The sequence below is a fragment of the Streptococcus sp. FSL L8-0526 genome (genome assembly GCF_038007145.1).
GTDB lineage: Bacteria > Bacillota > Bacilli > Lactobacillales > Streptococcaceae > Streptococcus > Streptococcus thermophilus.
On the sequence record NZ_JBBOWP010000001.1, the window covers coordinates 698115 to 721934 of the forward strand.

General features: G+C 40.3%; 24 protein-coding genes and 3 pseudogenes. 24 read left to right on the forward strand and 3 right to left on the reverse strand.

Translation table 11 applies throughout. From position 1 onward, the window contains the following. Positions 1 to 71 precede the first annotated feature (71 nt). The 4 genes from NSQ85_RS03775 to NSQ85_RS03790 are packed head-to-tail and all read left to right on the forward strand — an operon-like array spanning position 72 to position 3875. Positions 72 to 1016: a TIGR01212 family radical SAM protein gene (locus NSQ85_RS03775; protein WP_340781182.1), complete on the forward strand. Its 945-nt coding sequence runs from the start codon at positions 72 to 74 to the stop codon at positions 1014 to 1016. Then, positions 1013 to 1561 (forward strand): tRNA (mnm(5)s(2)U34)-methyltransferase, encoded by a 549-nt coding sequence (locus NSQ85_RS03780; protein WP_011226462.1) that lies wholly within the window; start codon positions 1013 to 1015, stop codon positions 1559 to 1561. Before NSQ85_RS03775 ends, NSQ85_RS03780 begins: the two co-directional genes overlap by 4 nt. Continuing rightward, positions 1558 to 1800: a hypothetical protein gene (locus NSQ85_RS03785; protein ID WP_011226461.1), complete on the forward strand. Its 243-nt coding sequence runs from the start codon at positions 1558 to 1560 to the stop codon at positions 1798 to 1800. The genes NSQ85_RS03780 and NSQ85_RS03785 overlap by 4 nt, the downstream gene beginning before the upstream one ends. A gap of 8 nt (positions 1801 to 1808) precedes the next feature. Beyond that, positions 1809 to 3875, forward strand: coding sequence for a cation:proton antiporter (locus NSQ85_RS03790; protein ID WP_340781183.1), 2067 nt, complete (start codon positions 1809 to 1811; stop codon positions 3873 to 3875). Positions 3876 to 4493: 618 nt separating this feature from the next. Here NSQ85_RS03790 and NSQ85_RS03795 read toward each other — a convergent pair. Beyond that, positions 4494 to 5276: an ABC transporter ATP-binding protein gene (locus NSQ85_RS03795; protein WP_179973961.1), complete on the reverse strand. Its 783-nt coding sequence runs from the start codon at positions 5274 to 5276 to the stop codon at positions 4494 to 4496. Positions 5277 to 5386: 110 nt separating this feature from the next. Between NSQ85_RS03795 and NSQ85_RS03800 the strand changes: the two genes are divergently transcribed. The 5 genes from NSQ85_RS03800 (at position 5387) to NSQ85_RS03820 (ending at position 9194) form a co-directional block, all read left to right on the forward strand. Beyond that, complete coding sequence (locus NSQ85_RS03800) at positions 5387 to 6718, forward strand: hemolysin family protein (RefSeq protein ID WP_179973960.1); 1332 nt, start codon at positions 5387 to 5389, stop codon at positions 6716 to 6718. Positions 6719 to 7276: 558 nt separating this feature from the next. Beyond that, a complete protein-coding gene (locus tag NSQ85_RS03805; protein WP_014621906.1) occupies positions 7277 to 7387 on the forward strand; it encodes an LPXTG cell wall anchor domain-containing protein in 111 nt (36 codons plus the stop codon). 187 nt (positions 7388 to 7574) lie between these two features. Beyond that, positions 7575 to 8375 carry a pyruvate formate-lyase-activating protein gene (gene pflA, locus NSQ85_RS03810; RefSeq protein ID WP_179973959.1) on the forward strand — a complete coding sequence of 267 codons (801 nt, stop codon included), beginning with the start codon at positions 7575 to 7577 and terminating at the stop codon, positions 8373 to 8375. Positions 8376 to 8585: 210 nt separating this feature from the next. Then, positions 8586 to 8960: a hypothetical protein gene (locus NSQ85_RS03815; protein ID WP_179973958.1), complete on the forward strand. Its 375-nt coding sequence runs from the start codon at positions 8586 to 8588 to the stop codon at positions 8958 to 8960. 60 nt (positions 8961 to 9020) lie between these two features. After that, positions 9021 to 9194, forward strand: coding sequence for a hypothetical protein (locus NSQ85_RS03820; RefSeq protein ID WP_179973957.1), 174 nt, complete (start codon positions 9021 to 9023; stop codon positions 9192 to 9194). Between the two features lie 71 nt (positions 9195 to 9265). Here the strand turns inward: NSQ85_RS03820 and NSQ85_RS03825 are convergent. Then, positions 9266 to 9837 (reverse strand): annotated as a pseudogene (locus NSQ85_RS03825) (IS30 family transposase); the annotation flags it as partial. Positions 9838 to 10016: 179 nt separating this feature from the next. Continuing rightward, the gene (locus NSQ85_RS03830) at positions 10017 to 10469 is read right to left on the reverse strand and encodes a universal stress protein (RefSeq protein ID WP_179973956.1); all 453 of its coding nucleotides are present in this window, start codon (positions 10467 to 10469) and stop codon (positions 10017 to 10019) included. Between the two features lie 354 nt (positions 10470 to 10823). Here NSQ85_RS03830 and NSQ85_RS03835 point away from each other — a divergent pair, with 354 nt between their 5' ends. From NSQ85_RS03835 to yqeH, 15 genes and pseudogenes are all read left to right on the forward strand, one after another. Then, positions 10824 to 12038 carry a pyridoxal phosphate-dependent aminotransferase gene (locus NSQ85_RS03835; protein WP_179973955.1) on the forward strand — a complete coding sequence of 405 codons (1215 nt, stop codon included), beginning with the start codon at positions 10824 to 10826 and terminating at the stop codon, positions 12036 to 12038. Between the two features lie 257 nt (positions 12039 to 12295). Then, a complete protein-coding gene (codY, locus tag NSQ85_RS03840; RefSeq protein ID WP_164135571.1) occupies positions 12296 to 13081 on the forward strand; it encodes a GTP-sensing pleiotropic transcriptional regulator CodY in 786 nt (261 codons plus the stop codon). A gap of 62 nt (positions 13082 to 13143) precedes the next feature. After that, a complete protein-coding gene (locus NSQ85_RS03845) occupies positions 13144 to 13701 on the forward strand; it encodes a cysteine hydrolase family protein (RefSeq protein WP_179973954.1) in 558 nt (185 codons plus the stop codon). Between the two features lie 123 nt (positions 13702 to 13824). Beyond that, complete coding sequence (locus NSQ85_RS03850) at positions 13825 to 14673, forward strand: MetQ/NlpA family ABC transporter substrate-binding protein (protein WP_179973029.1); 849 nt, start codon at positions 13825 to 13827, stop codon at positions 14671 to 14673. 11 nt (positions 14674 to 14684) lie between these two features. Further along, on the forward strand, positions 14685 to 15194 hold the full coding sequence (gene msrA / locus NSQ85_RS03855) for a peptide-methionine (S)-S-oxide reductase MsrA (protein ID WP_340781187.1): 510 nt from the start codon (positions 14685 to 14687) through the stop codon (positions 15192 to 15194). Positions 15195 to 15346: 152 nt separating this feature from the next. Next, positions 15347 to 16360: pseudogene (locus tag NSQ85_RS03860) on the forward strand (family 1 glycosylhydrolase). Positions 16361 to 16723: 363 nt separating this feature from the next. Next, the gene (locus NSQ85_RS03865; protein WP_232086281.1) at positions 16724 to 17047 is read left to right on the forward strand and encodes a glycosyltransferase; all 324 of its coding nucleotides are present in this window, start codon (positions 16724 to 16726) and stop codon (positions 17045 to 17047) included. Continuing rightward, positions 16972 to 17154, forward strand: coding sequence for a glycosyltransferase (locus NSQ85_RS03870; RefSeq protein WP_232086282.1), 183 nt, complete (start codon positions 16972 to 16974; stop codon positions 17152 to 17154). The genes NSQ85_RS03865 and NSQ85_RS03870 overlap by 76 nt, the downstream gene beginning before the upstream one ends. A gap of 140 nt (positions 17155 to 17294) precedes the next feature. Further along, complete coding sequence (gene gatC, locus NSQ85_RS03875; RefSeq protein WP_002884769.1) at positions 17295 to 17597, forward strand: Asp-tRNA(Asn)/Glu-tRNA(Gln) amidotransferase subunit GatC; 303 nt, start codon at positions 17295 to 17297, stop codon at positions 17595 to 17597. Then, the gene (gatA, locus tag NSQ85_RS03880; RefSeq protein ID WP_179973953.1) at positions 17597 to 19063 is read left to right on the forward strand and encodes an Asp-tRNA(Asn)/Glu-tRNA(Gln) amidotransferase subunit GatA; all 1467 of its coding nucleotides are present in this window, start codon (positions 17597 to 17599) and stop codon (positions 19061 to 19063) included. The genes gatC and gatA overlap by 1 nt, the downstream gene beginning before the upstream one ends. Then, entirely contained in the window at positions 19063 to 20505 is a 1443-nt protein-coding gene (gene gatB, locus NSQ85_RS03885) for an Asp-tRNA(Asn)/Glu-tRNA(Gln) amidotransferase subunit GatB (protein ID WP_179972211.1), read from the forward strand. The genes gatA and gatB overlap by 1 nt, the downstream gene beginning before the upstream one ends. Before the next feature lie 97 nt (positions 20506 to 20602). Then, positions 20603 to 20978, forward strand: a pseudogene (locus NSQ85_RS03890) (hypothetical protein). 76 nt (positions 20979 to 21054) lie between these two features. Continuing rightward, positions 21055 to 21969, forward strand: a complete 915-nt coding sequence (locus NSQ85_RS03895) for a DMT family transporter (RefSeq protein WP_179973952.1) — start codon at positions 21055 to 21057, stop codon at positions 21967 to 21969. Between the two features lie 136 nt (positions 21970 to 22105). Next, the gene (locus NSQ85_RS03900; protein ID WP_179972209.1) at positions 22106 to 22633 is read left to right on the forward strand and encodes a YqeG family HAD IIIA-type phosphatase; all 528 of its coding nucleotides are present in this window, start codon (positions 22106 to 22108) and stop codon (positions 22631 to 22633) included. After that, on the forward strand, positions 22633 to 23751 hold the full coding sequence (gene yqeH, locus NSQ85_RS03905) for a ribosome biogenesis GTPase YqeH (protein ID WP_340781189.1): 1119 nt from the start codon (positions 22633 to 22635) through the stop codon (positions 23749 to 23751). The genes NSQ85_RS03900 and yqeH overlap by 1 nt, the downstream gene beginning before the upstream one ends. Positions 23752 to 23820: the final 69 nt, after the last annotated feature.

The following is a 23820-nucleotide window of genomic DNA, read 5'->3' on the forward strand; positions in this document are numbered from 1 at the left end:
TCCATGGTGGATTTACCCACTACAGAAATTATTGAGCCTCTTTTTTAGACTAAAGTGTTATAATAGTCTGTATGAAAAAACGTTATAGAACAGTAAATGATTACTATCGCGAGATTTTTGGCGAAAAGATTTTCAAACTTCCTATAGATGCGGGCTTTGATTGTCCCAACCGTGATGGAACAGTGGCTCACGGTGGCTGTACCTTTTGTACAGTATCGGGATCTGGGGACGCTATTGTAGCTCCTGAGGCACCGATTCGTGAGCAGTTTTACCATGAGATTGACTTTATGCACCGCAAGTGGCCAGAAGTTCATAAATATCTGGTTTATTTTCAAAACTTTACGAATACTCACGCACCACTTGAGGTTATCAAGGATCGCTACGAACAGGCTATCAATGAGCCTGGTGTTGTTGGGATCAATATCGGTACTCGCCCTGACTGTTTGCCAGACGATGTGATTGATTATCTGGCAGAACTCACAGACCGCATGCACGTAACGGTTGAACTTGGACTGCAGACGACTTATGAAGAAACCTCAGAGCTCATAAACCGAGCACACAGCTATGAACTCTATGTGGAGACGGTGAAGCGCTTGCATGAGCGTGCGCCCAAGGCTGAAATTGTATCACACCTAATTAATGGGTTACCGGGGGAAACTCATGAGATGATGGTGGAGAATGTTCGCCGTTGTGTGACTGATAATGACATTCAGGGGATTAAACTCCATCTCCTCCACCTGATGACTAATACGCGTATGCAAAGAGACTACCACGAAGGGGGTCTTAAATTGCTGAGTCAGGAAGAGTATGTGTCAATCATCTGTGACCAGTTGGAAATCATCCCTAAGGATATCGTCATTCATCGGATTACTGGTGATGCACCGCGAGATATGCTGATTGGACCTATGTGGAGTCTCAACAAGTGGGAAGTCCTTAATGCCATTGACAAAGAGATGGAACGTCGTGACTCATGGCAAGGGTGTAAAGTCGTTAGCAAGAAGGAGGAAAAAGCATGATTAAACGTCCCATTCATATGTCTCATGACTTTCTAGCAGAAGTGCTGGACGATGAGAGTATAGTTGTCGATGCGACCATGGGAAACGGTAATGACACAGCCTTTCTGGCTGGCCTTTCCAAGAAGGTCTATGCTTTTGACGTGCAGGAGCAGGCGCTTGGAAAGACCAGTCAACGCTTGTCAGACTTGGGAATTGAAAATACGGAACTCATTTTAGATGGTCATGAAAATCTGGACCATTATGTTAGGGAGCCTATTCGAGCAGCTATTTTCAATTTAGGCTATCTACCATCTGCAGACAAGAGTGTCATCACCAAACCTCACACGACCCTTGAAGCTATTGAGAAGATTCTTGACCGCTTAGAGGTGGGTGGTCGCCTAGCTATTATGATTTACTACGGTCATGATGGGGGTGATATGGAGAAGGATGCTGTTCTTGAGTATGTGATTGGTCTAGACCAGCGTGTTTTTACAGCCATGCTGTATCAACCTCTCAATCAAATTAATACCCCGCCATTTTTGGTGATGTTGGAGAAATTACAATGATTACAGATATTAAAGAAAAACTTGCAGATATGCAGGCCAAATATATAGACAAGCAGAGTGCTGAAGATAACCTAAAAACGGTTTATAATTGCAAAACGACGAAAATCAAAAAGAAACTAGCCAGTCTTGAGGTTGAACGTTGCCATAAACTTTTAGCTAAGGAAGACGTGACTGCCATTGATAAAAAAATTCGCAAGCAAAAAGAACTATTTTCTAACTGTTGTCATAAGGAAGGTTAAAAGAAACTATGCATTTATCATTAGCTTTGCTTGTTCTTCTGTTTAGCTTAATCTTATCGAACGTTATCAACCGCATTTTTCCACGACTTCCCCTACCTTTGATTCAAATTATTTTTGGAGTGGGTATTGGTTTTCTTCTTAAGGGGGAAGTTTTTGAGCTTGAAACGGAACTTTTTCTAGCGTTTATTATTGCTCCCTTGCTTTTTCGTGAGGGCGAAGAGAGTGACATTACCAGTATTCTACGTAACTGGAGGCTCATTCTGTTTTTGATTTTTCCAGTCATCTTCGTCTCTACTCTAGGAATCGGCTATCTTGCTAAGGCCGTCTTGCCTGCTTCGGTGCCCTTGTCTGCCTGTCTAGCCCTCGGTGCCGCTCTTGGTCCAACGGATTTTGTTGCCTATTCCGCTATCTCCAAACGCTTCAGTTTTCCAAGGTGGATTAGCCATATTCTGCAGGGAGAGGGTTTGCTAAATGATGCCTCTGGCTTGGTCGCCTTTCGGATGGCAGTAACTGCTTTGACAACGGGATCCTTCTCCCTCCTGGACGCGAGCTGGAATTTGGTTATCTCTGTAATTGGTGGTTTTTTGGTTGGCTTGATTACAGCTCTATTGAATCGTCTCTTTTTGACCATTTTAGATAATATGGATGCAGCAGATGTCACAGGTGCACTCTTACTAGAGTTAGTGCTACCGTTTTCCTCTTACTTTGTAGCTGAGGAAATACATGTCTCTGGAATTATTGCTGTTGTTGTAGCAGGGATTTCGCTTGCTAGCCGTTTCAAAAAAATCACCGTATTTGATGCCGAATTGGATAGTGTCTCCCATACGATTTGGGGAACCATTACCTTTGTGCTTAATGGTATGGTCTTTTTCCTTCTGGGGACGGAACTGCCAACCTTAGCAATCCCAGTACTGTCTAGCAGTACTTATAATACGCTTTGGATGCTTCTTGCCATAGTCTTGTTAACAGCGATCTTGTTTGGAATTCGTTTTGTCATGATTAGTACAGTGTTTGCCCAAAGAGCTTGGCGGACCAAACGGTCACTGAAAAAAATATGGAAGGTTGCTACGATTTTGACTTTTTCTGGTGTAAAAGGAACGGTTTCGATTGCAACAATCCTTTTACTTCCGGTTACTAATATGACTGCGCTAGAACACAGTCTCTTGATCTTTACGGTAGCGGGTGTTACACTATTGAGCTTCTTGATAGGTATTTTAATTCTACCTAGGTTAGCTACCAGACCAGCACATAGGACCAACCATTACATGCAGATTGCTATTCTTAATGATGTGGTAAGAGAGCTAGAAAAAGACCTGAAGCAGTCTGCAAATCAAGAAGCTATTTATGCTACCATTGACAACTATAACCAACGTTTGGAAGATTTAATCTTGGAGCAGGAATCAAATGATATCAAGGAAGAGTTAGCTAATATCCGTATCATGATTATGGAAATCGAGAGTGAGGGTTTGGAATATGCCTACAAGAAGGGGAAGATTTCAGAACTCGAATACAATCTATACCAACGTTATATCAAAAGCTTGGAGCGCCGTATCAACCGTGGTTTTGTTTCTAGTCTCTCTTATGCCTCTGCTGTTTTCGTTATTGGTCTTCGTAGAATTTTGCACCTAGCTTTTACCTTCAAGTTTCGATTTGAACAAGAGGAGAATAGGCGAGGTCTTCGATTGACCAAGGAAAATCGTGATCATATGACTGAGCTTTATTTAACAAATACTGAGCGGGTTTTGGAAGCCTTGAGTAATCTGGAAGGTGTCTATCATTCAGATCTTTTGTCTTATTTGAAACGCTGTCGGATTCGAGAGGCTGAAATTATTCAATCTGGAGCCTTTGTCGAGCGGGTTATCACTCACTTAAATCCAGACTATGTTGACGAAATGTTGCGAGGCTATTTTTTGGAACGTAAGATTATCATCGAATATGAACAAGCTGGGCGTATTTCTAGTCGTTATGCCAAACAGCTTCGTAAGGAAGTCAATACTTTGGAAAACTATACTCTCAAAGAAACAAGCAATACTTTGATATATGATATGATCAATCTAGCCCGAAGGGGAGCTTAAGAAAGAATTTAGAGTAGAAAAAGAAGCTAAGTTATTAATTTGGCTTCTTTTAATGTTTGCTTTTTTCATTATCGTGGTCAGGAAAGAGATAGCCCAATCCTAGGCCTACTAGGATACCGGAAACAATCAGAGTTTCGGTAGGAATAGGAAATAGGGAGTAGGTCATAGATTGCATTAGCAATCATCAGCCCAATCAAGGCACTAATGAGGCTAGACTTATAATCTTTTTTCATGAAATTCTCAATTGTAAAGAAGATTAACAAGACAACTGGAAAGAGCGGCCATCGGACAATATCATATGTCTATGTGGTTAATCTTAGAATTTATTCGGTCAAAAAAGAACTGTTTTGTTATCGAATCGGTAAAAGTCAAAAGATTTCCTCACACAGTAAAACCTCTGACAAAATCTGTTTATATATAGTCGCTGCACAATTTATTTTATTCAAGAACGTCTATAGAACACCTTGTCCTTCCAGCCTTAATTTTGTATAGCGTATCTCAAATAAAAAAGAAGTAATGATGAAAGAACAAATTCCCCCAGACTTATAGTCTAGGGGACTTGTTTCTTTAATGTTGTTCGTAAATTAGCCCTAAATCAAGCTACTTTATGACTGATCTCTATAAAAGAGGGTTAATGTAAAAACGATGGTCGTCAATTGGAATAATTTGAACAGGATTTTGATAGAAGTCAGCTAAGACTTCTGGTGTGATGACATCATTTTTGGATCCTTGTGCTACGATTTTTCCTTGACGGAGTAGGAGAATATGGTCCATGTTTTCAGTGATTTCCTCAGCGTGGTGAGTGACGTAAAGAACCAGTGGAGCATGAGGAAGCGAGGTGATACGATCAATCTGACGCAAGAGTTTTTCACGAGCAAATAGGTCCAAGCCAACAGTCGCTTCATCAAGGATAATGATATCAGGATCTTCCATGAGACTGCGAGCAATCAAACAAATTTGTTTTTCTCCTTGAGAGAGGCCATGGTATTTACGACTTATCAAATCCCCTGCACCAAGTGAGGTCAGCATGTCCTTGGCTTCTTGCAACTCCTTATCCCCATATGCCTTGTAGAGGATTGAGCTCTTGTATTTACCAGTAAGGACGATTTTTTCTGCAGTCATATGCTTAGGCAGACGCTCAGTGATGAAGGAACTGACAATACCGATATGTTTACGAAGACCCGTGATGTCTCCGTTACCAAAGGTATAGCCAAGTATTTCAGCATGACCTTCAGAAGGAAAGAACTCAGATGTCAATAAGCGTAGAAGTGTTGATTTTCCTGCACCATTAAGTCCAAGGATAGCCCAGGTCTGGCCTTTTTCAACTGACCAGTTAAGATTGGACAAGAGTATTTTTCCTTGGCGAGCCAAGCTGACATTTTCTAAGCGTATAAGTGACATAAGTCTCTCCTTCGATGATAAATTACTCTAATTATAGCATAAAATAGGAACCTATATTGGAAAATTGTGATATAATGAAAGTCAGAATTTTTTTTAGAGGAGAAGAAAAAATGGAAGACTCTAGCGGTCAGTCCTTATTATTTCAATTTATTTTATTACTAATTTTAACCTTACTTTCGGCCTTTTTCTCAGCGTCTGAGATGGCTTTAGTATCACTAAACCGTTCACGTGTGGAACAAAAGGCTGAAGAAGGCGACAAGAAATTTATTCGCCTGCTCAAGGTTCTTGAAAATCCCAATAACTTCTTATCAACTATTCAGGTTGGTATTACTTTTATCAGTCTTTTGCAAGGGGCCAGTCTCTCTGCTTCGCTAGGAGCAGTTATAGCGACCTGGTTTGGTAACGTAGCTTGGGCTAAAACAGCAGGTAGCGTGGTATCTTTGGTGGTCTTGACTTACATTTCTATCGTTTTTGGTGAGCTTTATCCTAAGCGTATTGCCATGAACCTAAAGGAAAATCTGGCCATCTACTCAGCACCTGTCATTATTTTAACTGGTAAGATTGTCAGTCCCTTTGTATGGATTCTTTCGGCATCAACCAACCTCTTGTCTCGTTTGACACCTATGACTTTTGATGATGCGGATGAGCCGATGACACGTGATGAGATTGAGTACATGTTGACCAAGAGTGAGGATACACTTGAAGCTAAAGAAATCAAAATGCTTCAAGGTATCTTTTCTCTTGATGAATTAATGGCGCGTGAAGTCATGGTTCCTCGTACAGATGCCTTCATGATAGATATTGAAGACGATACTCAGGAAAATATCCAAGCCATTATAAAGCAAAGCTTCTCTCGTATCCCTGTCTACGAAGATAACAAGGATAAGATTATCGGTGTAATCCATACCAAAAACCTCCTTAAAGCGGCTTATGAGCTCGGTTTTGAGAATGTTAATCTTCGCCGTATCATGAATGAGCCCCTCTTTGTTCCAGAAACAATTTTCGTTGACGACCTCTTGGCAGCCTTTCGTAACACCAATAATCAAATGGCTATCTTACTTGATGAATATGGTGGTATGGCTGGTCTGGTGACCTTCGAGGATCTTTTGGAAGAAATCGTCGGTGAAATTGATGACGAAACAGATAAAGCTAGTGTGGAAGTTCGTGAAATAGGAGAGAATACCTATATTGTTGAAGGATCTATGACTCTTAATGACTTCAATGAATACTTTGACACAGAGCTTGAAAGTGATGATGTTGATACTATCGCAGGCTATTATTTGACTGGTGTAGGAGCAATTCCCACTCAAGAAGTCAAGGAACATTACGAAGTTATCAACAAGGACAAACGTCTTGAATTTATTAACGATAAGGTTAAGGATGGTCGCGTAACCAAACTTAAGGTAATCATCACAGCTGCTCCAGAAGAAGCAGGAGAATAGCATTCACCAGCTTTAGATTAGAAAAGACTAGAGCTAAAAAGTCAGATAATGATAATTGAGCGCCTTCTTTCCTTTGGATTGAAAGTGCTTTTTATTATCTTTTTGATAAATATTTTTTAATACATAATTAGATTAAAAATATATGATAACCTCTATGTTATGCTTTATTATAAAAATAAAATATCTAAATGATAAAGGAGAATCTTAATAGCTTCTAAAAAATCTCTATATTCTATACATAGTAGCTTACTTTTACTCCCCCTTACTCTAGGAGACTTTCTACCAGTAACTTCTTTTGCAGATGCCGGCATTGCGACAAATGATACTGTTCTTATGCAGCCAAAAACTGATACAGATACGAATACAAGTGAGGGCCCTCAATCACCTGAAGTTCCTTCAGTCAACGTTAATGGTTGACCTGTTGCCATTATAACACCAGTAGCACCAGCTATAACGGGCACCTGGTCAAACAATCCTTTCTAAACAAAATAGTCAGCTTGTTGTTGCCAATAATGACGGTAAAACAAGTCTTGTTGTTCCTTAAGTACAGGATTCAAAGTGAATGCTGACGGTACATTGACTGGTAAAGTATCAACTGTAATATTGACGCTTGTAGGAACATTCTTCCTTGTTCTTGCAGTTTTATTGGTATTCAAGAAACGTGCCTAATAGTATAGATAATAAAAAACCGGAAGAATCCAGTTTTTCCCTTTCTTCTTCTGGTATAGTATAGTTATATAGTAATTTTAGATGTATTATAGTATAACTTTTATCTTAAATTAGACAGACATGGAGCATGTTTCTGATAAAAGAGGTATAATGAAAACATGTAAAAAGAGTTTACAAGGAGGCTGCCATGGTAGAAATTAATTACAGTCAGGTGACTGGACTTGTTCATTCAACTGAAAGTTTTGGATCCGTAGATGGTCCGGGAATCCGTTTTATTGTTTTTATGCAAGGCTGTAAGATGCGTTGCCAATATTGCCATAACCCAGACACGTGGGCAATGAAGTCAAATAAGGCTGTCGAGCGTACTGTCGAGTCTGTTTTAGAAGAAGCTCTTCGTTTCCGTCATTTTTGGGGTAAACAGGGTGGTATCACCGTATCTGGTGGTGAGGCCATGCTTCAGATTGATTTTGTCACAGCCCTTTTCACGGAGGCTAAAAAGTTAGGTATTCATTGTACGCTTGATACCTGTGGATCTGCTTACCGTAATACTCCTGTATATTATGAAGTTATTGACAAACTCTTGGCTGTTACTGATTTGGTTCTACTTGACATCAAAGAGATTGACCCAGAGCAACATAAGTTTGTAACTCGCCAGCCTAATACGAATATCTTGGAATTTGCTAAATACTTGTCTGATAAACAAGTACCAGTCTGGATTCGTCATGTTTTGGTACCAGGTTTGACTGACTTTGATGAGCATTTGGTTGAATTGGGTGAATTTGTGAGGACCTTGAAAAATGTCGATAAATTTGAAATTCTTCCATATCATACAATGGGGGAATTCAAGTGGCGTGAACTTGGCATCCCTTATCCATTGGAAGGTGTCAAACCACCAACTGCAGATCGTGTTAAAAACGCTAAGGCTCTTATGCATACGGAAACTTATCAAGAGTATAAGAATCGTATCGGGGTTAAAACCTTGGATTAAAGAATGAGCTCTTGACAAGAGCTTTTTTACTTTGTTACTCTTTAGGAAGCAATAAAAAGCAGGTAATTATGTTTCGTATTTTAAAAATTGATGATGACTTTGTTTACCTTAGTCATCCCGATGGGCGCTTGAAAAAATAGATGTGCTCTTTTTGATTTTGATATAAATTTAGGGGATCGTGTTGAGGTCTATCAAGATGGAGAGTTGACAGTGGTTACTCCGGCGGAAGTTCAAATGGACTTGAGCCTTGAGGGAGATAAATCTGTTGAGTCTCATCTCTTACAAGGAATCTTAGATCTTTTCCTTGAGACTCTCAATATTTACAACAATCATTTGGGTGACTTGAAGAAGATTTCCACGCAATTATTGATAATGCTTTTCATGGCTTGGAGCTTGTTGGGAGTTATTCTGGTTGAGCTTCTTCTCTTTGTGGAGTTAGTCATTGTGTTTGTATGGAGACTTTTGGTTCAACTTGTCAAATTAATGCGAACTAAAGACAATACTAAGGTCTTGATTGATAAGACGCAAAAACGCCATGCTAAGCGTGAACGTCAGAAAGCTCAAAGACGTGAGCAAGAAAGATGACGTCAGGAAGAGCAAGAAGAACGTGAGTATCTTCGTGAAACAGAACGTCAAAAGGAACTGATGATTGTTGAAGCAAGCCTTAGTCAGGAAGCAGAACGCGAGAGCCCTTCAACTATCCTTGCTTTGGAGCAAACAAGTTCCTCTAGTCAATTTGCTAGCGAAGCCTTGGTAGAAGAAAGCCAAGCAACTTCAGAGTCAGAAGCTGTGTCTGAATCAGCAACGTCTGAAAAATAGAACAAGAAAAAGAACCGAGATTAATAACTCAGTTCTTTTTATATGATAAATCACAAGAATAAGTGCAACATTTACTCGAACTCATCCTCTAGAGATTCACAAACAGTTCTGTAAGTTAAACATTTTCGTGGTCGATGATTGATATCATCTAAGGCCTTGTTCAAAACCTTATCAGAAATAGTAGCTAAATCTGTTTTCTTTGGGAAATATCCTCTTAGTAAGCCATTTGCGTTCTCATTGCTTCCTCTCTACCAGAGGATAGCAGGCAAACTCTTTTCCCCTGTCTGAAGTGAAAGTTATAAGAGTCTCTTTTGGAAATAGCCTACAAAGTTGTTCGATGGCTGAAAATATGGCTTTGGTTGTTCTATCTGGTATCTTGGAAGCTAAGTAAAAACGTGTTTTTCGCTCTAGAAAGGCCACTAAACACCCCTTGTTTTTGCCTCTGGAAGACACCACAGTATCAAGCCTCCCAGTGACCAAAGGTCTCACGATTCCTGACCTCCTTAGGACGTTTGGCAATTGGCGTACCAATTCTAAATCTTCCACCTGATTCTTTGGGTTGTCGACTGTTTCCTTTCCGACGAAGGACGCTCAAATCCAGATCAATCAAACCAGTATAGAACCAGTTATAGATGGTTTTATAGGTTTCTATCTTTATTCAGTCGGTTATGGTAAGCTGGGAGTAGCTTATAGTTTTTCCTCGGGTTCTGTTTGTTTCGTTACTTACAGTTTACACCAATGAAACGCTATGAGTTTTTTTGTTGCACTATATTTTACAATTTATTATATGAGAAAAGCACCGTAGGTGCTTATGAGAGGTGACTATAGCGTTTTTTCAGAATCACGAACAACGAGCAAGTCAACTTTTGCGTGACGGAGAATGTACTCAGAAGTTGAACCGACAAGCAGACGCTCAAAAGTATTGAGACCAGTGGCACCAATCATAATAAGGTCAACATTTTCCTTATCAGGGATATCAACAGCCAAAAGGCTCTTAGGATTACCGAACTCAATAACTTTGCGAATCTTAGTTAAACCAGCTTCTCTGGCTTGACGTTCATAGTTAGCCAATACAGCTTTAGCCTCGTCTTCTAGTTTTTCATAGATATAAAAGTCGAAAGTCATAATGCTTTGAAGGGCGCGTGTATCGATAACATGTACTAAAAGTAACTGTGCGTTATTACGTTTTGCAACGTGTACACCTTTGAGAAAGGCCAACTCCGATTCGTGAGAACCGTCGATGGCTACCATAATATGTTCATATTGTTGAGACATAAGCTCTACCTCCTATCTTTAGTTTTATTATACTCCTTTAATCTTAAAAATGAAAACATTGTTATGGGTTTTCTGAAATCTTTTTTGACTGCTTACTTTACGATACTATCAGTAATGGGAAGAGTTTGACCTTATCTAAAAATTGAATATTGTCTGAAAAAGAGGTATAATACAATCTGTTATTAGCTTCGTAAGAAACGAGATAATCAATGAGGAAGATAAATCTTCAGAAATGATGCCAAACGGGCTAGGTCTAAGATGGTGTCAATGAAAGTAAAAATCCCCATCAGGTGTTGAATTTTCTTATTTTCTACTAGATGGATCTGCTTTAGTATCTTTTGAAAGGATTAACTTATGAAAACATTTGATAAATCATCAAAGTTGGAACACGTTGCCTATGATATTCGTGGTCCAGTTTTGGATGAGGCCAACCGTATGATTGCCAAAGGTGAAAAAATTCTCCGTCTGAACACAGGAAATCCTGCGGAATTTGGTTTTACAGCACCAGATGAAGTCATTCGTGACTTAATTATGAATGTTCGTAACAGTGAGGGGTATTCAGATAGTAAGGGGATTTTCTCAGCTCGTAAGGCTATTATGCAGTATTGCCAGCTTAAGGGTTTCCCAAATGTAGACATCGATGATATCTATATTGGTAACGGTGTGTCAGAGATGATTTCCATGTCTATGCAGGCCTTGCTTGATGATGGTGATGAAGTCTTGGTTCCAATGCCAGACTATCCTCTTTGGACAGCCTGTGTCAGTCTAGCTGGCGGTAACGCTGTTCACTATGTCTGTGATGAAAAATCTAACTGGTATCCAGACATTGATGATATCAAATCAAAGATTACATCAAATACTAAGGCTATTGTTATTATCAATCCGAATAACCCGACAGGTGCTCTTTACCCTAAAGATGTTCTTGAACAGATTGTCGATATTGCACGCCAAAATGATTTGATTATCTTTGCGGATGAGATTTATGACCGCTTGGTTATGGATGGTAAGAAGCACATTGCTATTGCAAGTCTTGCACCAGACGTTTTCTGTGTATCTATGAATGGTCTTTCTAAATCTCACCGTATTTGTGGTTTCCGTGTAGGTTGGATGGTTCTTTCTGGGCCTAAGAAGAATGTTAGGGGCTATATTGAAGGGCTTGATATGTTGTCCAATATGCGCCTTTGCTCTAATGTGCTCTCTCAACACGTAATTCAGACCTCACTTGGGGGCTACCAATCTGTTGATGAGCTCCTGATTCCAGGTGGTCGTATTTATGAACAACGTGAGTTTATTACAAACACAGTAAACAATATTCCAGGACTCACAGCTGTTAAGCCAGATGCGGGTCTTTACATCTTCCCTAAGATTGACCGCAACATGTATGATATTGACGATGATGAAGAGTTCTGTCTTCGTCTCTTGAAGAAGGAAAAGGTCCTCTTGGTTCCAGGTAAAGGCTTTAACTGGAATGAACCGGACCACTTCCGTATTGTCTACCTTCCTCGTGTGGAAGAATTGGCTGATCTTGGAAATAAAATCGAATGTGTTTTGTCATATTATAAACGCTAAATTCGTGAAAACTGGACAAAAAGACTTGTTCGGTTTTATCTTGCTTAAAAATGAGTCGTTTTTACCTAAAATCCGAACGTTTCTCCTGAAAAAGACAAAATATAATGAATAGTAGAATAATAAATAATTTTCAGACAATTGTTTGCAATTTTTAGTTCAGGTATGCTATAATGATAGTGCTAGCGGATCTTAATGGATATGCTTGGTACAGGATCTGTGATTATTAAGATTATAAATAGAAAGTGAAGACAATAAAAATGGCAAATTTACTTGATAAAACACGCAAAATTACTTCTATCTTGCAACGCTCAGTAGATAGTTTGGAAGGAGATCTTCCATATAACAACATGGCTGCTCAGTTGGCAGATATTATTGATTGTAATGCTGCTATCGTAAATGGTGGAGGTACTCTCCTTGGTTATGCTATGAAATACAAAACCAACAATGACCGTGTGGAAGAGTTTTTTAAAGCGAAACAACTTCCAGAGGAATACATACGTGGTATCAGCCGTGTTTATGATACTCAAGAAAATATCGGTATTGACAGTGACTTGACCATCTTCCCAGTGGAATCAAAAGATGATTTCCCTGACGGTTTGACTACAATTGCACCAATCTATGGTGGTGGTATGCGTCTTGGTTCTTTCATTATTTGGCGTAACGACCATGATTTTGTGGACGACGACCTTATCTTGGTTGAGATTGCAGCTACAGTAGTTGGTTTGCAATTGTTGAATCTTCAAACAGAAAACTTGGAAGAAACGATTCGTAAACAAACAGCTATTAATATGGCTATTAATACCTTGTCTTACTCAGAAATCAAGGCAGTTTCAGCTATCTTGAATGAGTTGGACGGTTTAGAAGGTCGTTTGACAGCCTCTGTTATCGCGGACCGTATCGGAATCACTCGTTCTGTTATTGTTAATGCTCTTCGTAAATTAGAATCAGCTGGTATTATTGAAAGTCGTTCTCTTGGTATGAAAGGTACTTACCTTAAAGTCCTTAACGAAGGTATCTACGATAAATTGAAAGAATACGAATAAAACATTGAATAGAAGTGAGGTAGGTTGAGTCTGCCCCACTTTTTTTAAAAGGAGAAGGTAATATGACAAAAGCATTGATTTCAATTGATTACTCTTATGACTTTGTAGCAGATGATGGGAAGTTGACGGCTGGTAAGCTTGCCCAAGCCATTGAAGATCGCATTGCTCAGGTAACGCAAGAAGCCTATGACAATGGAGATTATATCTTTGTGGCTATGGACCGACATGATGAGGGGGATACTTTCCATCCTGAGACTAAACTCTTTCCGCCTCACAATGTTGCTGGGACAGCTGGGCGAGAACTTTATGGTAAGTTGGCTGGTGTATATGATGCCATCGCCATCAAGGATGATCATCGTGTCTTTTGGATGGACAAACGTCACTATTCAGCTTTTTCAGGAACAGATTTGGATATTCGTTTGCGTGAGCGTCGTGTGACAAAAGTCGTTTTGACGGGAGTTTTAACAGATATTTGTGTGTTACATACGGCTATTGATGCTTATAATTTGGGCTATGATATCGAGGTGGTAGAGAGTGCAACAGCCTCCTTGACGCCAGAAGCACATGATTTTGCCATTGGGCATTTTAAAAATGTTCTTGGAGCGACAATTGTAGAGTAAGAGTTGGTTCTTACTCTTTTTTTTGATAATTCCTCTCTATCAACTGATTAAGAATATGAATTAGTCAAGCGGATATATTCGTGTTAGAATAAAGGCATTGATTCATCTGAGAGGAGAAAAATGATGAAAATAAAACGATTATTAGGTTTTGTGGCTATCGCTGTTGCTTCTGTAGGTATTTTGGCAGCTTGTGGTAAGGATGCTGCTAAGGATAAGACGGTGGTTCGAGTAGGGACCATGGCTAAGAGTGAGTCTGAACAAGCACGCTGGGATAAGATCGAAGAAATCTTGAAAAAAGAGGGAATCACGCTTCAGTTTAGCGAGTTTACGGACTATTCTCAACCAAACGTAGCCCTCAATAATGGTGATATTGATATTAATGCTTTCCAACACTATAATTTTCTTGATAACTGGAACTCGGATCATAAGACTGACTTGGTACCAATTGCTGAGACTTATTTCACAGCTTTCCGTGTCTATTCTGGTACAGAGGGTGGTAAGAACAAGTATAAGGATATTAAAGAGTTGCCAGAGGGTGCTACGATTGCCATTCCAAATGATGCCGTTAATGAAAGTCGTGCCCTTAATCTCTTGCAGTCTGCTGGCTTGATTAAACTTAGTGTAGGTGCAAATGACAAGGCTAAGTTGACTGATGTTAGTGAAAATAGCAAGAATTTAAATATCAGAGAAGTTGATGCTGCTCAGACAGCTGCCAACATTGATTCTGTCGATGCGGCCATTATTAATAATGACTTCGTTACAGAGGCTGGTATTGATCCTAAGACAGCTATCTACGTAGAGCCCGCTAGTAAAAATACTAAGCAATGGTACAATCTACTTGTAGCCCAAAAAGGTTGGGAAAAATCAGATAAGGCTGATGCTATCAAGAAAGTTATCAAGGCCTATCATACTGACGAAGTCAAAGGGATCATCAAGAAATCATCTCAAGGTTTGGATGAACCAGTTTGGTAAGAGAGGACGCTATGGAAAGAGCTATTTTTGCCGGAGGGTGCTTCTGGTGCATGGTGCAACCTTTTGAGGAGCAAGAAGGTATTCTATCTGTTCGCTCTGGTTATACTGGAGGACATGTACCAAACCCAACTTACGAGGAGATATGTCGTAAAACGACGGGGCACACCGAGGCAGTGGAGATTATCTTTGATCCAGAAATTATTTCTTTTGCTGATTTAGTCGAAATTTATTGGGCACAGACCGATCCTACGGATGCTTTTGGACAATTTGAGGATCGTGGTGATAATTACCGTCCTGTGATTTATTATTTTGATGAGCGTCAAAAGAAAATTGCTGAACAATCTAAGGCTAACCTTCAAGCCTCAGGACGTTTTGACCGTCCAATCGTGACAAAGATTGAACCTGCGGAGACTTTCTACGAAGCCGAAGCTTACCATCAGGGATTTTATAAGACTAATCCTGAGCGTTATGCGCAGAGTAGCGCTATTCGTCACCAATTTTTAGAAGAAAATTGGAAATAAGTCATCATCGAGAGTAGGAAGTTATCCTACTCTCAATTCTTTGTCTTAAATCATAGGATAGTATCAGTTTTCTGTAGTTTACTATAAGAAAGCGATTACAAGTTATTGTATACTATTACTATATTAAGTCGAAATATATAAGAGGTAGAATAATGACTAAAAAATTAATGTTTTTCCTGACGAATTTTTTGTGGGGGTGGTGCGACAGCAGCCAACCAATGTGAAGGTGTCTATAATGCTGATGGACGTGGGTTAGCCAATGTTGATGTGGTGTCAATTGGTGAGGATCGCCTTTCGATTATTACTGGACGTCGCAAGATGTTTGATTTTGAGGATGGTTATTTTTATCCAGCTAAGGAAAGCATTGATATGTACCACCGTTACAAGGAAAATATTGCTCTCTTTGGTGAAATGGGCTTTAAGACTTATTGACTTTCTATTGCTTGGTCACGTATTTTTCCTAAGGGTGATGAGGCTGAGCCAAATGAAGCTGGGCTAGCTTTTTACGAGGACCTATTCAAGGATTGTCACAAACATGGCATCGAACCCTTAGTAACTATTACGCACTTTTATTGTCCAATGCACTTGATTACAGAGTATAGGAGATGGCGTAAACGTAAGATTCTTGGTTTCTATGAAAATCTTTGCCGTACCCTTTTCACACGTTATAAAGGTTTGATTAAGTAATGGCTCACTTTTAAAGAAATTAACATGATTCTCCATGCACCATTTATGGGAGTAGGGCCCTGTTTTGAAGAGGGTGAGAATGAGGAGCTGGTTAAATACCAAGCAGCCCACCATGAGTTGGTAGCTTCAGCTATGGCGACTAAGTTGGCTCACGAGATTGATCCTGAAAATAAGGTTGGTTGGATGTTGGCAGCCGGTCAATATTATCCAAATACAGACCACCCATGTGACTACTGGGCAGCCTACATTAAGACCATGAGGGATGCCATCAATGAAGATGGTGTAGAGCTTTGGGGATACACAACCTGGGGTTGTATCGATCGTGTTTCTGCCGAAACTGGTGAAATGAAAAAACGTTATGGTTTCATCTATATAGACCGCGACAATGATGGTAAGGGTAGCCTTAAACGCTATAAGAAAAAATCATTTAACTGGTACAGAGAAAAGTTATCGCAAGTAACGGTGCCTCTGTAGAATAGTGGATTTGAGCTGTGTGCTGGTCTGGGTTCAATTTTACGAATCTAGCAAGCACTGAAAGAAAATTGATCTCCAATTGAAGTTAGCCTTTGGACTGGCTTTTTTGTAAAGGGTAGAAATTGTAATGTTTTCTAAAAATGATATTCTTATTAAAGTTTGAGATGGAGAAAATTTGGGTAAAAAATCAGTTGTATTTATAGCAGAGCTATCTCTATGTGAAAAAGTTAGAGCTGGCTCTATAGTCTTTACATACACACCAAGGGTAGTGGTAAATTTATGTGCTAAATGAGAATTTACCAACAGATTAGTTTGCCCTTATGAATAGTCGTTTGGCTGCTATTGATTCGGAAATTCTCAATTGCCGTATGTCTGCAGAAAGCTTTAAACAATTTTCGCTTCCAAGTACGTATATTCATTATGTGACTTTTTTCCGTTATGTGATTCCTGAGTTTGTTCAAGAAAATCGCGTTTTATATTTAGACTATGATATGATTTTAACGCAGGATTTGTTACCACTTTTTGAAGTAGATTTAAACGGATTTGGCAATAAGAGCTGTTGCTCTTGCCCATCGAAAAGAGTAAAATCTTCATCGAAGATGCTGAGAATGGGTATCTGGTCCCTTATAGCGAGACTATGGATGAGGATTTACTTGTTTCTCAGATGGCCGACAAGATTTTATTTGCCTTAGAAAGTGATCTTGAGTCTATGTACCAAGCCTCATATGACCTGATAAAACATTATTTGAAACCAGAAATGTTAGAAGCCTGGAGAAAGCTCTTGATGCCCATACGATAACTGTTTTGAAAAAGCTGTATATTGGTAAACTGTAGTGACAAAAAAGTTGCTACAGTTTTTTTATCCTCCCAGCAAATTAGGCTAAATTATGGTAAAATAGGGGGGTGTTGAAAAATCATCATTTCACGAAAGGAAGCAAGATGAAAATTACGCAAGAAGAGGTAACCCACGTTGCCAATCTTTCAAAATTGAAATTCTCTCCAGAAGAGACAGCTGAGTTTGCGACAACCTTATCGAAGATTGTTGATATGGTGGAATTGTTGGAAGAAGTGGACACAACTGGTGTTGCCCCAACAACGACCATGGCGGACCGCAAGACTGTACTGCGTCCGGATGTTGCTGAAAAAGGGACTGACCGTGATCGTTTGTTTAAAAATGTACCTGAAAAAGACAATTACTACATCAAGGTACCAGCTATCCTAGAAGATGGAGGAGATGCCTAATGTCATTCAACAATAAAACCATTGAAGAGTTGCACAATCTCCTTGTCTCTAAGGAAATTTCAGCAACCGAATTGACACAAGCGACCATTGACGATATCAAGGCGCGTGAAGAAGCAGTCAATGCCTTTGTGACAGTAGCAGAAGAAGCTGCCCTTGCACAAGCTAAGGCCATTGACGAAAAAGGAATCGATGCTGACAACCTTCTGTCAGGGATTCCATTCGCTGTCAAAGACAATATCTCTACTGATGGCATCTTGACGACTGCGGCCTCAAAAATGCTCTATAACTACGAGCCTATCTTTGATGCGACAGCGGTTGCTAATGCCAAAGCTAAAGATATGATTGTCATCGGGAAAACTAACATGGATGAATTTGCCATGGGTGGATCTGGTGAGACTTCTTACTATGGACCAACCAAGAATGCTTGGGATCACAGCAAGGTTCCTGGTGGGTCATCTAGTGGTTCGGCAGCAGCTGTAGCTTCAGGTCAAGTCCGTTTGTCTCTTGGTTCAGATACAGGTGGCTCTATCCGCCAACCGGCTGCCTTTAACGGGATTGTTGGTCTTAAGCCAACTTACGGAACGGTTTCTCGTTTCGGTCTCATTGCTTTTGGTAGTTCACTTGACCAGATTGGTACGTTCTCACAAACTGTTAAGGAAAATGCCCAATTGCTCAATGTTATTGCCAGTGAAGATGCTAAGGATTCAACATCTGCGCCAGTCCGCATAGCCGATTTTACTTCTAAGATTGGTCAAGACATCAAAGGTATGAAGATTGCTCTTCCTAAGGAACACCTTGGGGAAGGGATTGACCCAGAAGTTAAAGAGACCATCCTCGATGCGGCTAAGCACTTTGAAAAATTGGGAGCAACAGTCGAGGAAGTCAGCCTGCCTCATTCTAAATACGGGGTTGCTGTCTACTACATCATTGCTTCATCTGAAGCCTCTTCAAACTTGCAACGTTTCGATGGCATTCGCTATGGTTTCCGTGCGGAAGATGCCAAGAACTTGGATGACATCTACGTAAACACTCGTAGCCAAGGCTTTGGTGATGAAGTCAAACGTCGTATCATGCTGGGTACCTTTAGTTTGTCATCTGGTTACTACGATGCTTACTACAAGAAAGCTGGTCAAGTTCGTACCCTCATTATCCAAGACTTCGAAAAAGTCTTTGCGGATTACGATCTCATCCTTGGTCCTACAGCTCCAAGCGTGGCTTTCGATTTGGATACGCTCAATCATGATCCTGTTGCCATGTACTTGGCGGACTTGTTGACCATTCCTGTTAACTTGGCAGGTCTTCCAGGGATTTCGATTCCTGCAGGTTTTGCGCAAGGTCTTCCAGTTGGTTTGCAGTTGATTGGTCCTAAGTATTCTGAAGAGACCATCTATCAAGCTGCAGCTGCTTTTGAAGCTACAACGGATTACCATAAGCAACAACCCGTGATTTTCGGAGGTGACAATTAATGAACTTTGAAACAGTCATCGGACTTGAAGTCCACGTTGAATTGAATACAAACTCAAAAATTTTCTCACCAACCTCTGCTCACTTTGGGAACGAGCAAAATACCAATACTAATGTGATCGACTGGTCTTTCCCAGGGGTACTTCCTGTCTTGAACAAGGGTGTTGTGGACGCTGGAATCAAGGCCGCTTTGGCGCTGAATATGGATATCCACCAGCACATGCACTTTGACCGTAAGAACTACTTCTATCCTGATAATCCAAAAGGCTACCAAATTTCGCAATTTGACGAGCCAATCGGTTATAACGGTTGGATTGAAGTGCAATTGGAAGACGGAACAACTAAGAAAATCGGGATTGAACGTGCCCACTTGGAAGAAGATGCCGGTAAGAACACGCATGGAGCAGACGGTTTCTCTTATATTGACCTTAACCGTCAAGGGGTGCCATTGATCGAGATTGTATCTGAAGCCGATATGCGTTCTCCTGAAGAAGCCTACGCTTATTTGACAGCTCTCAAAGAAGTCATCCAATACACAGGTATTTCTGATGTCAAGATGGAAGAAGGATCTATGCGTGTGGATGCCAATATTTCCCTTCGTCCACATGGTCAAGAGGAATTTGGTACCAAGACGGAGTTGAAAAACTTGAACTCCTTCTCAAATGTCCGCAAAGGTCTTGAATACGAAGTGCAACGTCAAGCGAAAATCTTGCGTTCAGGTGGTGTCATTCGTCAAGAAACACGCCGTTATGATGAAGCCAGCAAGAGCACAATCCTTATGCGTGTCAAAGAAGGAGCAGCGGATTACCGTTACTTCCCAGAACCAGACCTTCCATTGTTTGAAATCTCAGATGAGTGGATTGAGGAAATGCGTACGGAGTTACCAGAATTTCCAAAAGACCGCCGTGCTCGCTATGTGGCAGAGCTTGGTTTGTCTGACTATGATGCCAACCAATTGACAGCTACGAAGGTTACTTCTGACTTCTTTGAAGCAGCCGTAGCCCTTGGTGGAGACGCCAAACAAGTCTCTAACTGGCTTCAAGGTGAAGTCGCTCAATTCTTGAACACAGAAGGCAAAACGCTTGAAGAAATCCAATTGACACCCGAAAACTTGGTGGAAATGATTGCTATCATCGAAGATGGCACCATCTCATCTAAGATTGCCAAGAAAGTATTCGTTCATTTGGCGAAAAACGGTGGCGGTGCGCGTGAATACGTCGAAAAAGCTGGATTGGTACAGATTTCAGATCCTGAAGTCTTGATTCCAATCATCCACCAAGTCTTTGCAGATAATGAAGCAGCCGTAGCCGACTTCAAGTCAGGTAAACGTAATGCTGACAAGGCCTTCACAGGCTTCCTCATGAAAGCAACTAAAGGCCAAGCAAACCCACAAGTAGCCCTCAAGTTACTTGCCCAAGAATTGGCTAAGTTGAAAGAAGAATAATAGATAAAGAACCAGCCGAAAGGTTGGTTTTCTATTTGCAATATTTGTGTTAGACTAGTCAAGAATTTTATTATAAATAGATTTTAGGAGTTACCCCATGAACAAATTCTTAAGAGTCCTTTTTATCTTCGCCATGACTGGTTGCATTATTTTTCAGCTATTCTTCCCAACTTACATGGGAAGTCATTCGGGTTACGGCATTTCTGTCGGATGGCAGAGGGAGATTGGTATTTGGAATGTAGCAGTTCTTGTCATCCTGATTGCTATCAATCTCAAGTACGATTGGTTTTATTTGAGAGCTATTCTAATGGCTTTGATTATTGGAGGTTTTGGGAATTGGAACTAATTATTTCCTTAGATATCTTCGATACCATCACTAAGTCAACGCTATTGGTACACTTGAAAATTATCTTTTAGTCCGTGGTTGGATTATAGGTTGGTGGCTTGAAAATTCCTCAAGAAAAAGAGTATAATTTTTCTGAAGTTATCTACTGACTTACGACTCCCTGTGTTATAATAAATAGGCATTATCATAATTGAGGAAAACACATGTCTAAACAATTAAAAGGGAGTCTGATGGTCTTGGTTGCTGGAATTTCTTGGGGATTTTCAGGAGTTTCGGGTCAATACCTGATGGCTCATGGGGTTAATGTTAATCTTTTAACAAGTTTACGTTTAATTTTAGCTGGGATTTTGCTGACAGCTTCGGTCTTTTTTAGGCAGTCAGACAAATTAGTTTCAGCACTTAAAGATAAGAAAACCTTAGTAAGTATCGCCTTATTTGCACTCTTTGGTCTGGTCTTGAATCAGTATGCCTATCTTAGTGCCATTCAGCATACCAATGCAGGGACTGCGACGGTCTTGCAGTATGTCACGCCAGTACTCATTCTGACTTTTGTGTGTGCTAAGAACCGTAGATTTCCAATGGTTTCAGAGTTGGTAGCGATTATCATGGCTATTGCGGGAACCTTTATTATCGCAACGCATGGTCAGGTGACAGAGCTGGCCATTACGCCTATCGGCTTGTTCTGGGGCCTCTTTTCGGCAGTGACCTATGCACTTTATATCTTACTGCCTGCTAAGGCCATTGAAAAATGGGGCAGTTTGATTGTTATTGGCCTAGGCATGTTACTTGGTGGTTTGGTCTTTCCGATTGCTATCCAAGCTTGGAAGTATAAGCTTCCTTTGACCGGTGGAAATCTCTTAGCGCTTTTTGGTTTGGTCTTCATTGGGACAGTCTTTGCTTACACCATTTTCCTTAGGGGGACGGCCATGGTTGGAGCTGTCAAAGGGAGTCTTTTAGCCTCGGTGGAACCCGTAGCATCGGTCATTTTGACCGTATTAATTATGGGTGACCGCTTCTTTGCCATTGATGTGGTTGGAATGATTTTAATTGTTCTTGCTGTCATCATCATATCGCTTAAAAATTTAGTTGCCCTAACAAAAGGAAAAATTCAGAGATAAGAATGGAGCCTGAGTGATTTTGGTTCTTTTCTTTATTGTTCTGTAAAGGTTGTTCTTAAAAAATAGGACTTAAGTTCCACACATAAAGCTTAAAAATATGGTAAAATAAGAAGTAAACTAACACTTTGGAGAGAAAATGAGTATAGACGATTATAGGCCCCAGTTCATGGTGGAGGCTGTTTATGATTTGAAACCTGACCAGCTACGTGAACACGGTATTCGTACGGTCTTGGTCGATTTGGACAATACCTTGATTGCTTGGAACAACCCTGATGGGACTCCTGAGCTACGAGCTTGGTTAGATGAGATGACAGAGGCTGACATTCCAGTGGTTGTGGTCTCCAACAATAATTATAAACGTGTTGAACGTGCAGTTGCCAATTTCCATGTGGATTTCGTGAGTCGTGCCATGAAGCCTTTCACTAAAGGCATTAATGAAGCGATTGAACGCTATCACTTTAACCGTGAAGAGGTTGTAATGGTGGGTGACCAGCTCATGACTGACATTAGGGCTAGCCACCGAGCAGGTATTCGCTCGATTTTGGTTAAGCCTTTGGTGAAATCCGATTCTTGGGTAACCAAGTTTAACCGTTGGCGTGAACGTCGCATGTGGAAAAAGATTGAAAAAGCATATGGTCCAATGACCTTCAACAAAGGAATTTAATGGAAGAATTATTTTGTATTGGGTGCGGAGCCCAAATTCAAACAGAGGATAAAGAAAAAGCAGGTTTCACACCTACTAGCTCTATTAAAAAGGCCGAGGAAACAGGTGAGCTATACTGCCAGCGCTGTTTCCGTCTTCGTCATTACAATGAGATTGTGGATGTCCACATCACTGATGATGAATTTTTAAAATTACTTCATGAAGTTGGTGATAGTGATGCCCTTGTTGTTAATGTTGTTGATATTTTCGATTTTAATGGATCAATCATCCCAGGCTTATCACGCTTTGTTTCGGGTAATGATGTGCTCTTGGTTGGAAATAAAAAGGATATCCTACCTAAATCTGTTAAAGACGGTAAGGTAACTCAATGGTTGACAGAACGTGCCCACGAAGAAGGAATGCGTCCTGTGGATGTCATGTTGACATCTGCTCAAAATCATCATGCTATTAAAGAGCTGATTCAACGTATTGAAGCCCTCCGTAAGGGTCGTGATGTCTATGTTGTTGGTGTTACGAATGTTGGTAAATCGACCTTAATCAATGCCATCATCAAAGAAATTACTGGTGATAAGGATGTTATCACAACCTCTCGTTTCCCAGGAACGACCCTTGATAAGATTGAAATCCCATTAGATGATGGTAGCTATATTTTTGATACACCAGGAATTATACACCGTCACCAGATGGCACATTATCTGTCAGCTAAGGACCTCAAATACGTTAGTCCTAAGAAGGAAATCAAACCGAAGACTTATCAGTTAAATGCAGGCCAAACCCTATTTCTAGGTGGACTAGGACGTTTTGACTTCATTGATGGTGATAAACAAGGTTTTACAGCCTTCTTTGACAATAATCTAAAGCTTCACCGTACTAAACTTGACGGCGCAGATGCCTTTTATGATAAGCACGTTGGAAGTCTCCTCATGCCGCCTGGGCCTAAGGAATTGGCTGAATTTCCAAAACTAGTCTGTCACGAATTCACTATCAAAGATAAGACAGACGTTGTCTTTTCAGGATTAGGCTGGATTCGTGTTCAAGGGAAAGCAGACCAACCAACCATCGTTGCTGCCTGGGCACCAGAAGGCGTTGGTGTCGTCGTACGAAAAGCAATTATTTAAACCTAATGAAGCAGTTAAAAGTATAAAAAAGTCTTTTCAATGAGCATGAAGTTTGCCTAGAGTTAAGCC

Bases quoted from the DNA above. Each gene is read 5' to 3' on its own strand.
- gatB (WP_179972211.1), top strand. From the start codon at position 19,063: ATGAACTTTGAAACAGTCATCGGACTTGAAGTCCACGTTGAATTGAAT.
- gatC (WP_002884769.1), top strand. From the start codon at position 17,295: ATGAAAATTACGCAAGAAGAGGTAACCCACGTTGCCAATCTTTCAAAA.
- NSQ85_RS03790 (WP_340781183.1), top strand. From the start codon at position 1,809: ATGCATTTATCATTAGCTTTGCTTGTTCTTCTGTTTAGCTTAATCTTA.
- pflA (WP_179973959.1), top strand. From the start codon at position 7,575: ATGGTAGAAATTAATTACAGTCAGGTGACTGGACTTGTTCATTCAACT.
- gatA (WP_179973953.1), top strand. From the start codon at position 17,597: ATGTCATTCAACAATAAAACCATTGAAGAGTTGCACAATCTCCTTGTC.
- NSQ85_RS03845 (WP_179973954.1), top strand. From the start codon at position 13,144: ATGACAAAAGCATTGATTTCAATTGATTACTCTTATGACTTTGTAGCA.
- NSQ85_RS03830 (WP_179973956.1), bottom strand. From the start codon at position 10,469: ATGTCTCAACAATATGAACATATTATGGTAGCCATCGACGGTTCTCAC.
- NSQ85_RS03850 (WP_179973029.1), top strand. From the start codon at position 13,825: ATGAAAATAAAACGATTATTAGGTTTTGTGGCTATCGCTGTTGCTTCT.
- NSQ85_RS03865 (WP_232086281.1), top strand. From the start codon at position 16,724: ATGTCTGCAGAAAGCTTTAAACAATTTTCGCTTCCAAGTACGTATATT.
- NSQ85_RS03820 (WP_179973957.1), top strand. From the start codon at position 9,021: ATGATTGTTGAAGCAAGCCTTAGTCAGGAAGCAGAACGCGAGAGCCCT.
- NSQ85_RS03795 (WP_179973961.1), bottom strand. From the start codon at position 5,276: ATGTCACTTATACGCTTAGAAAATGTCAGCTTGGCTCGCCAAGGAAAA.
- NSQ85_RS03800 (WP_179973960.1), top strand. From the start codon at position 5,387: ATGGAAGACTCTAGCGGTCAGTCCTTATTATTTCAATTTATTTTATTA.
- yqeH (WP_340781189.1), top strand. From the start codon at position 22,633: ATGGAAGAATTATTTTGTATTGGGTGCGGAGCCCAAATTCAAACAGAG.
- codY (WP_164135571.1), top strand. From the start codon at position 12,296: ATGGCAAATTTACTTGATAAAACACGCAAAATTACTTCTATCTTGCAA.
- NSQ85_RS03900 (WP_179972209.1), top strand. From the start codon at position 22,106: ATGAGTATAGACGATTATAGGCCCCAGTTCATGGTGGAGGCTGTTTAT.
- NSQ85_RS03835 (WP_179973955.1), top strand. From the start codon at position 10,824: ATGAAAACATTTGATAAATCATCAAAGTTGGAACACGTTGCCTATGAT.
- NSQ85_RS03785 (WP_011226461.1), top strand. From the start codon at position 1,558: ATGATTACAGATATTAAAGAAAAACTTGCAGATATGCAGGCCAAATAT.
- NSQ85_RS03780 (WP_011226462.1), top strand. From the start codon at position 1,013: ATGATTAAACGTCCCATTCATATGTCTCATGACTTTCTAGCAGAAGTG.
- msrA (WP_340781187.1), top strand. From the start codon at position 14,685: ATGGAAAGAGCTATTTTTGCCGGAGGGTGCTTCTGGTGCATGGTGCAA.
- NSQ85_RS03775 (WP_340781182.1), top strand. From the start codon at position 72: ATGAAAAAACGTTATAGAACAGTAAATGATTACTATCGCGAGATTTTT.
- NSQ85_RS03895 (WP_179973952.1), top strand. From the start codon at position 21,055: ATGTCTAAACAATTAAAAGGGAGTCTGATGGTCTTGGTTGCTGGAATT.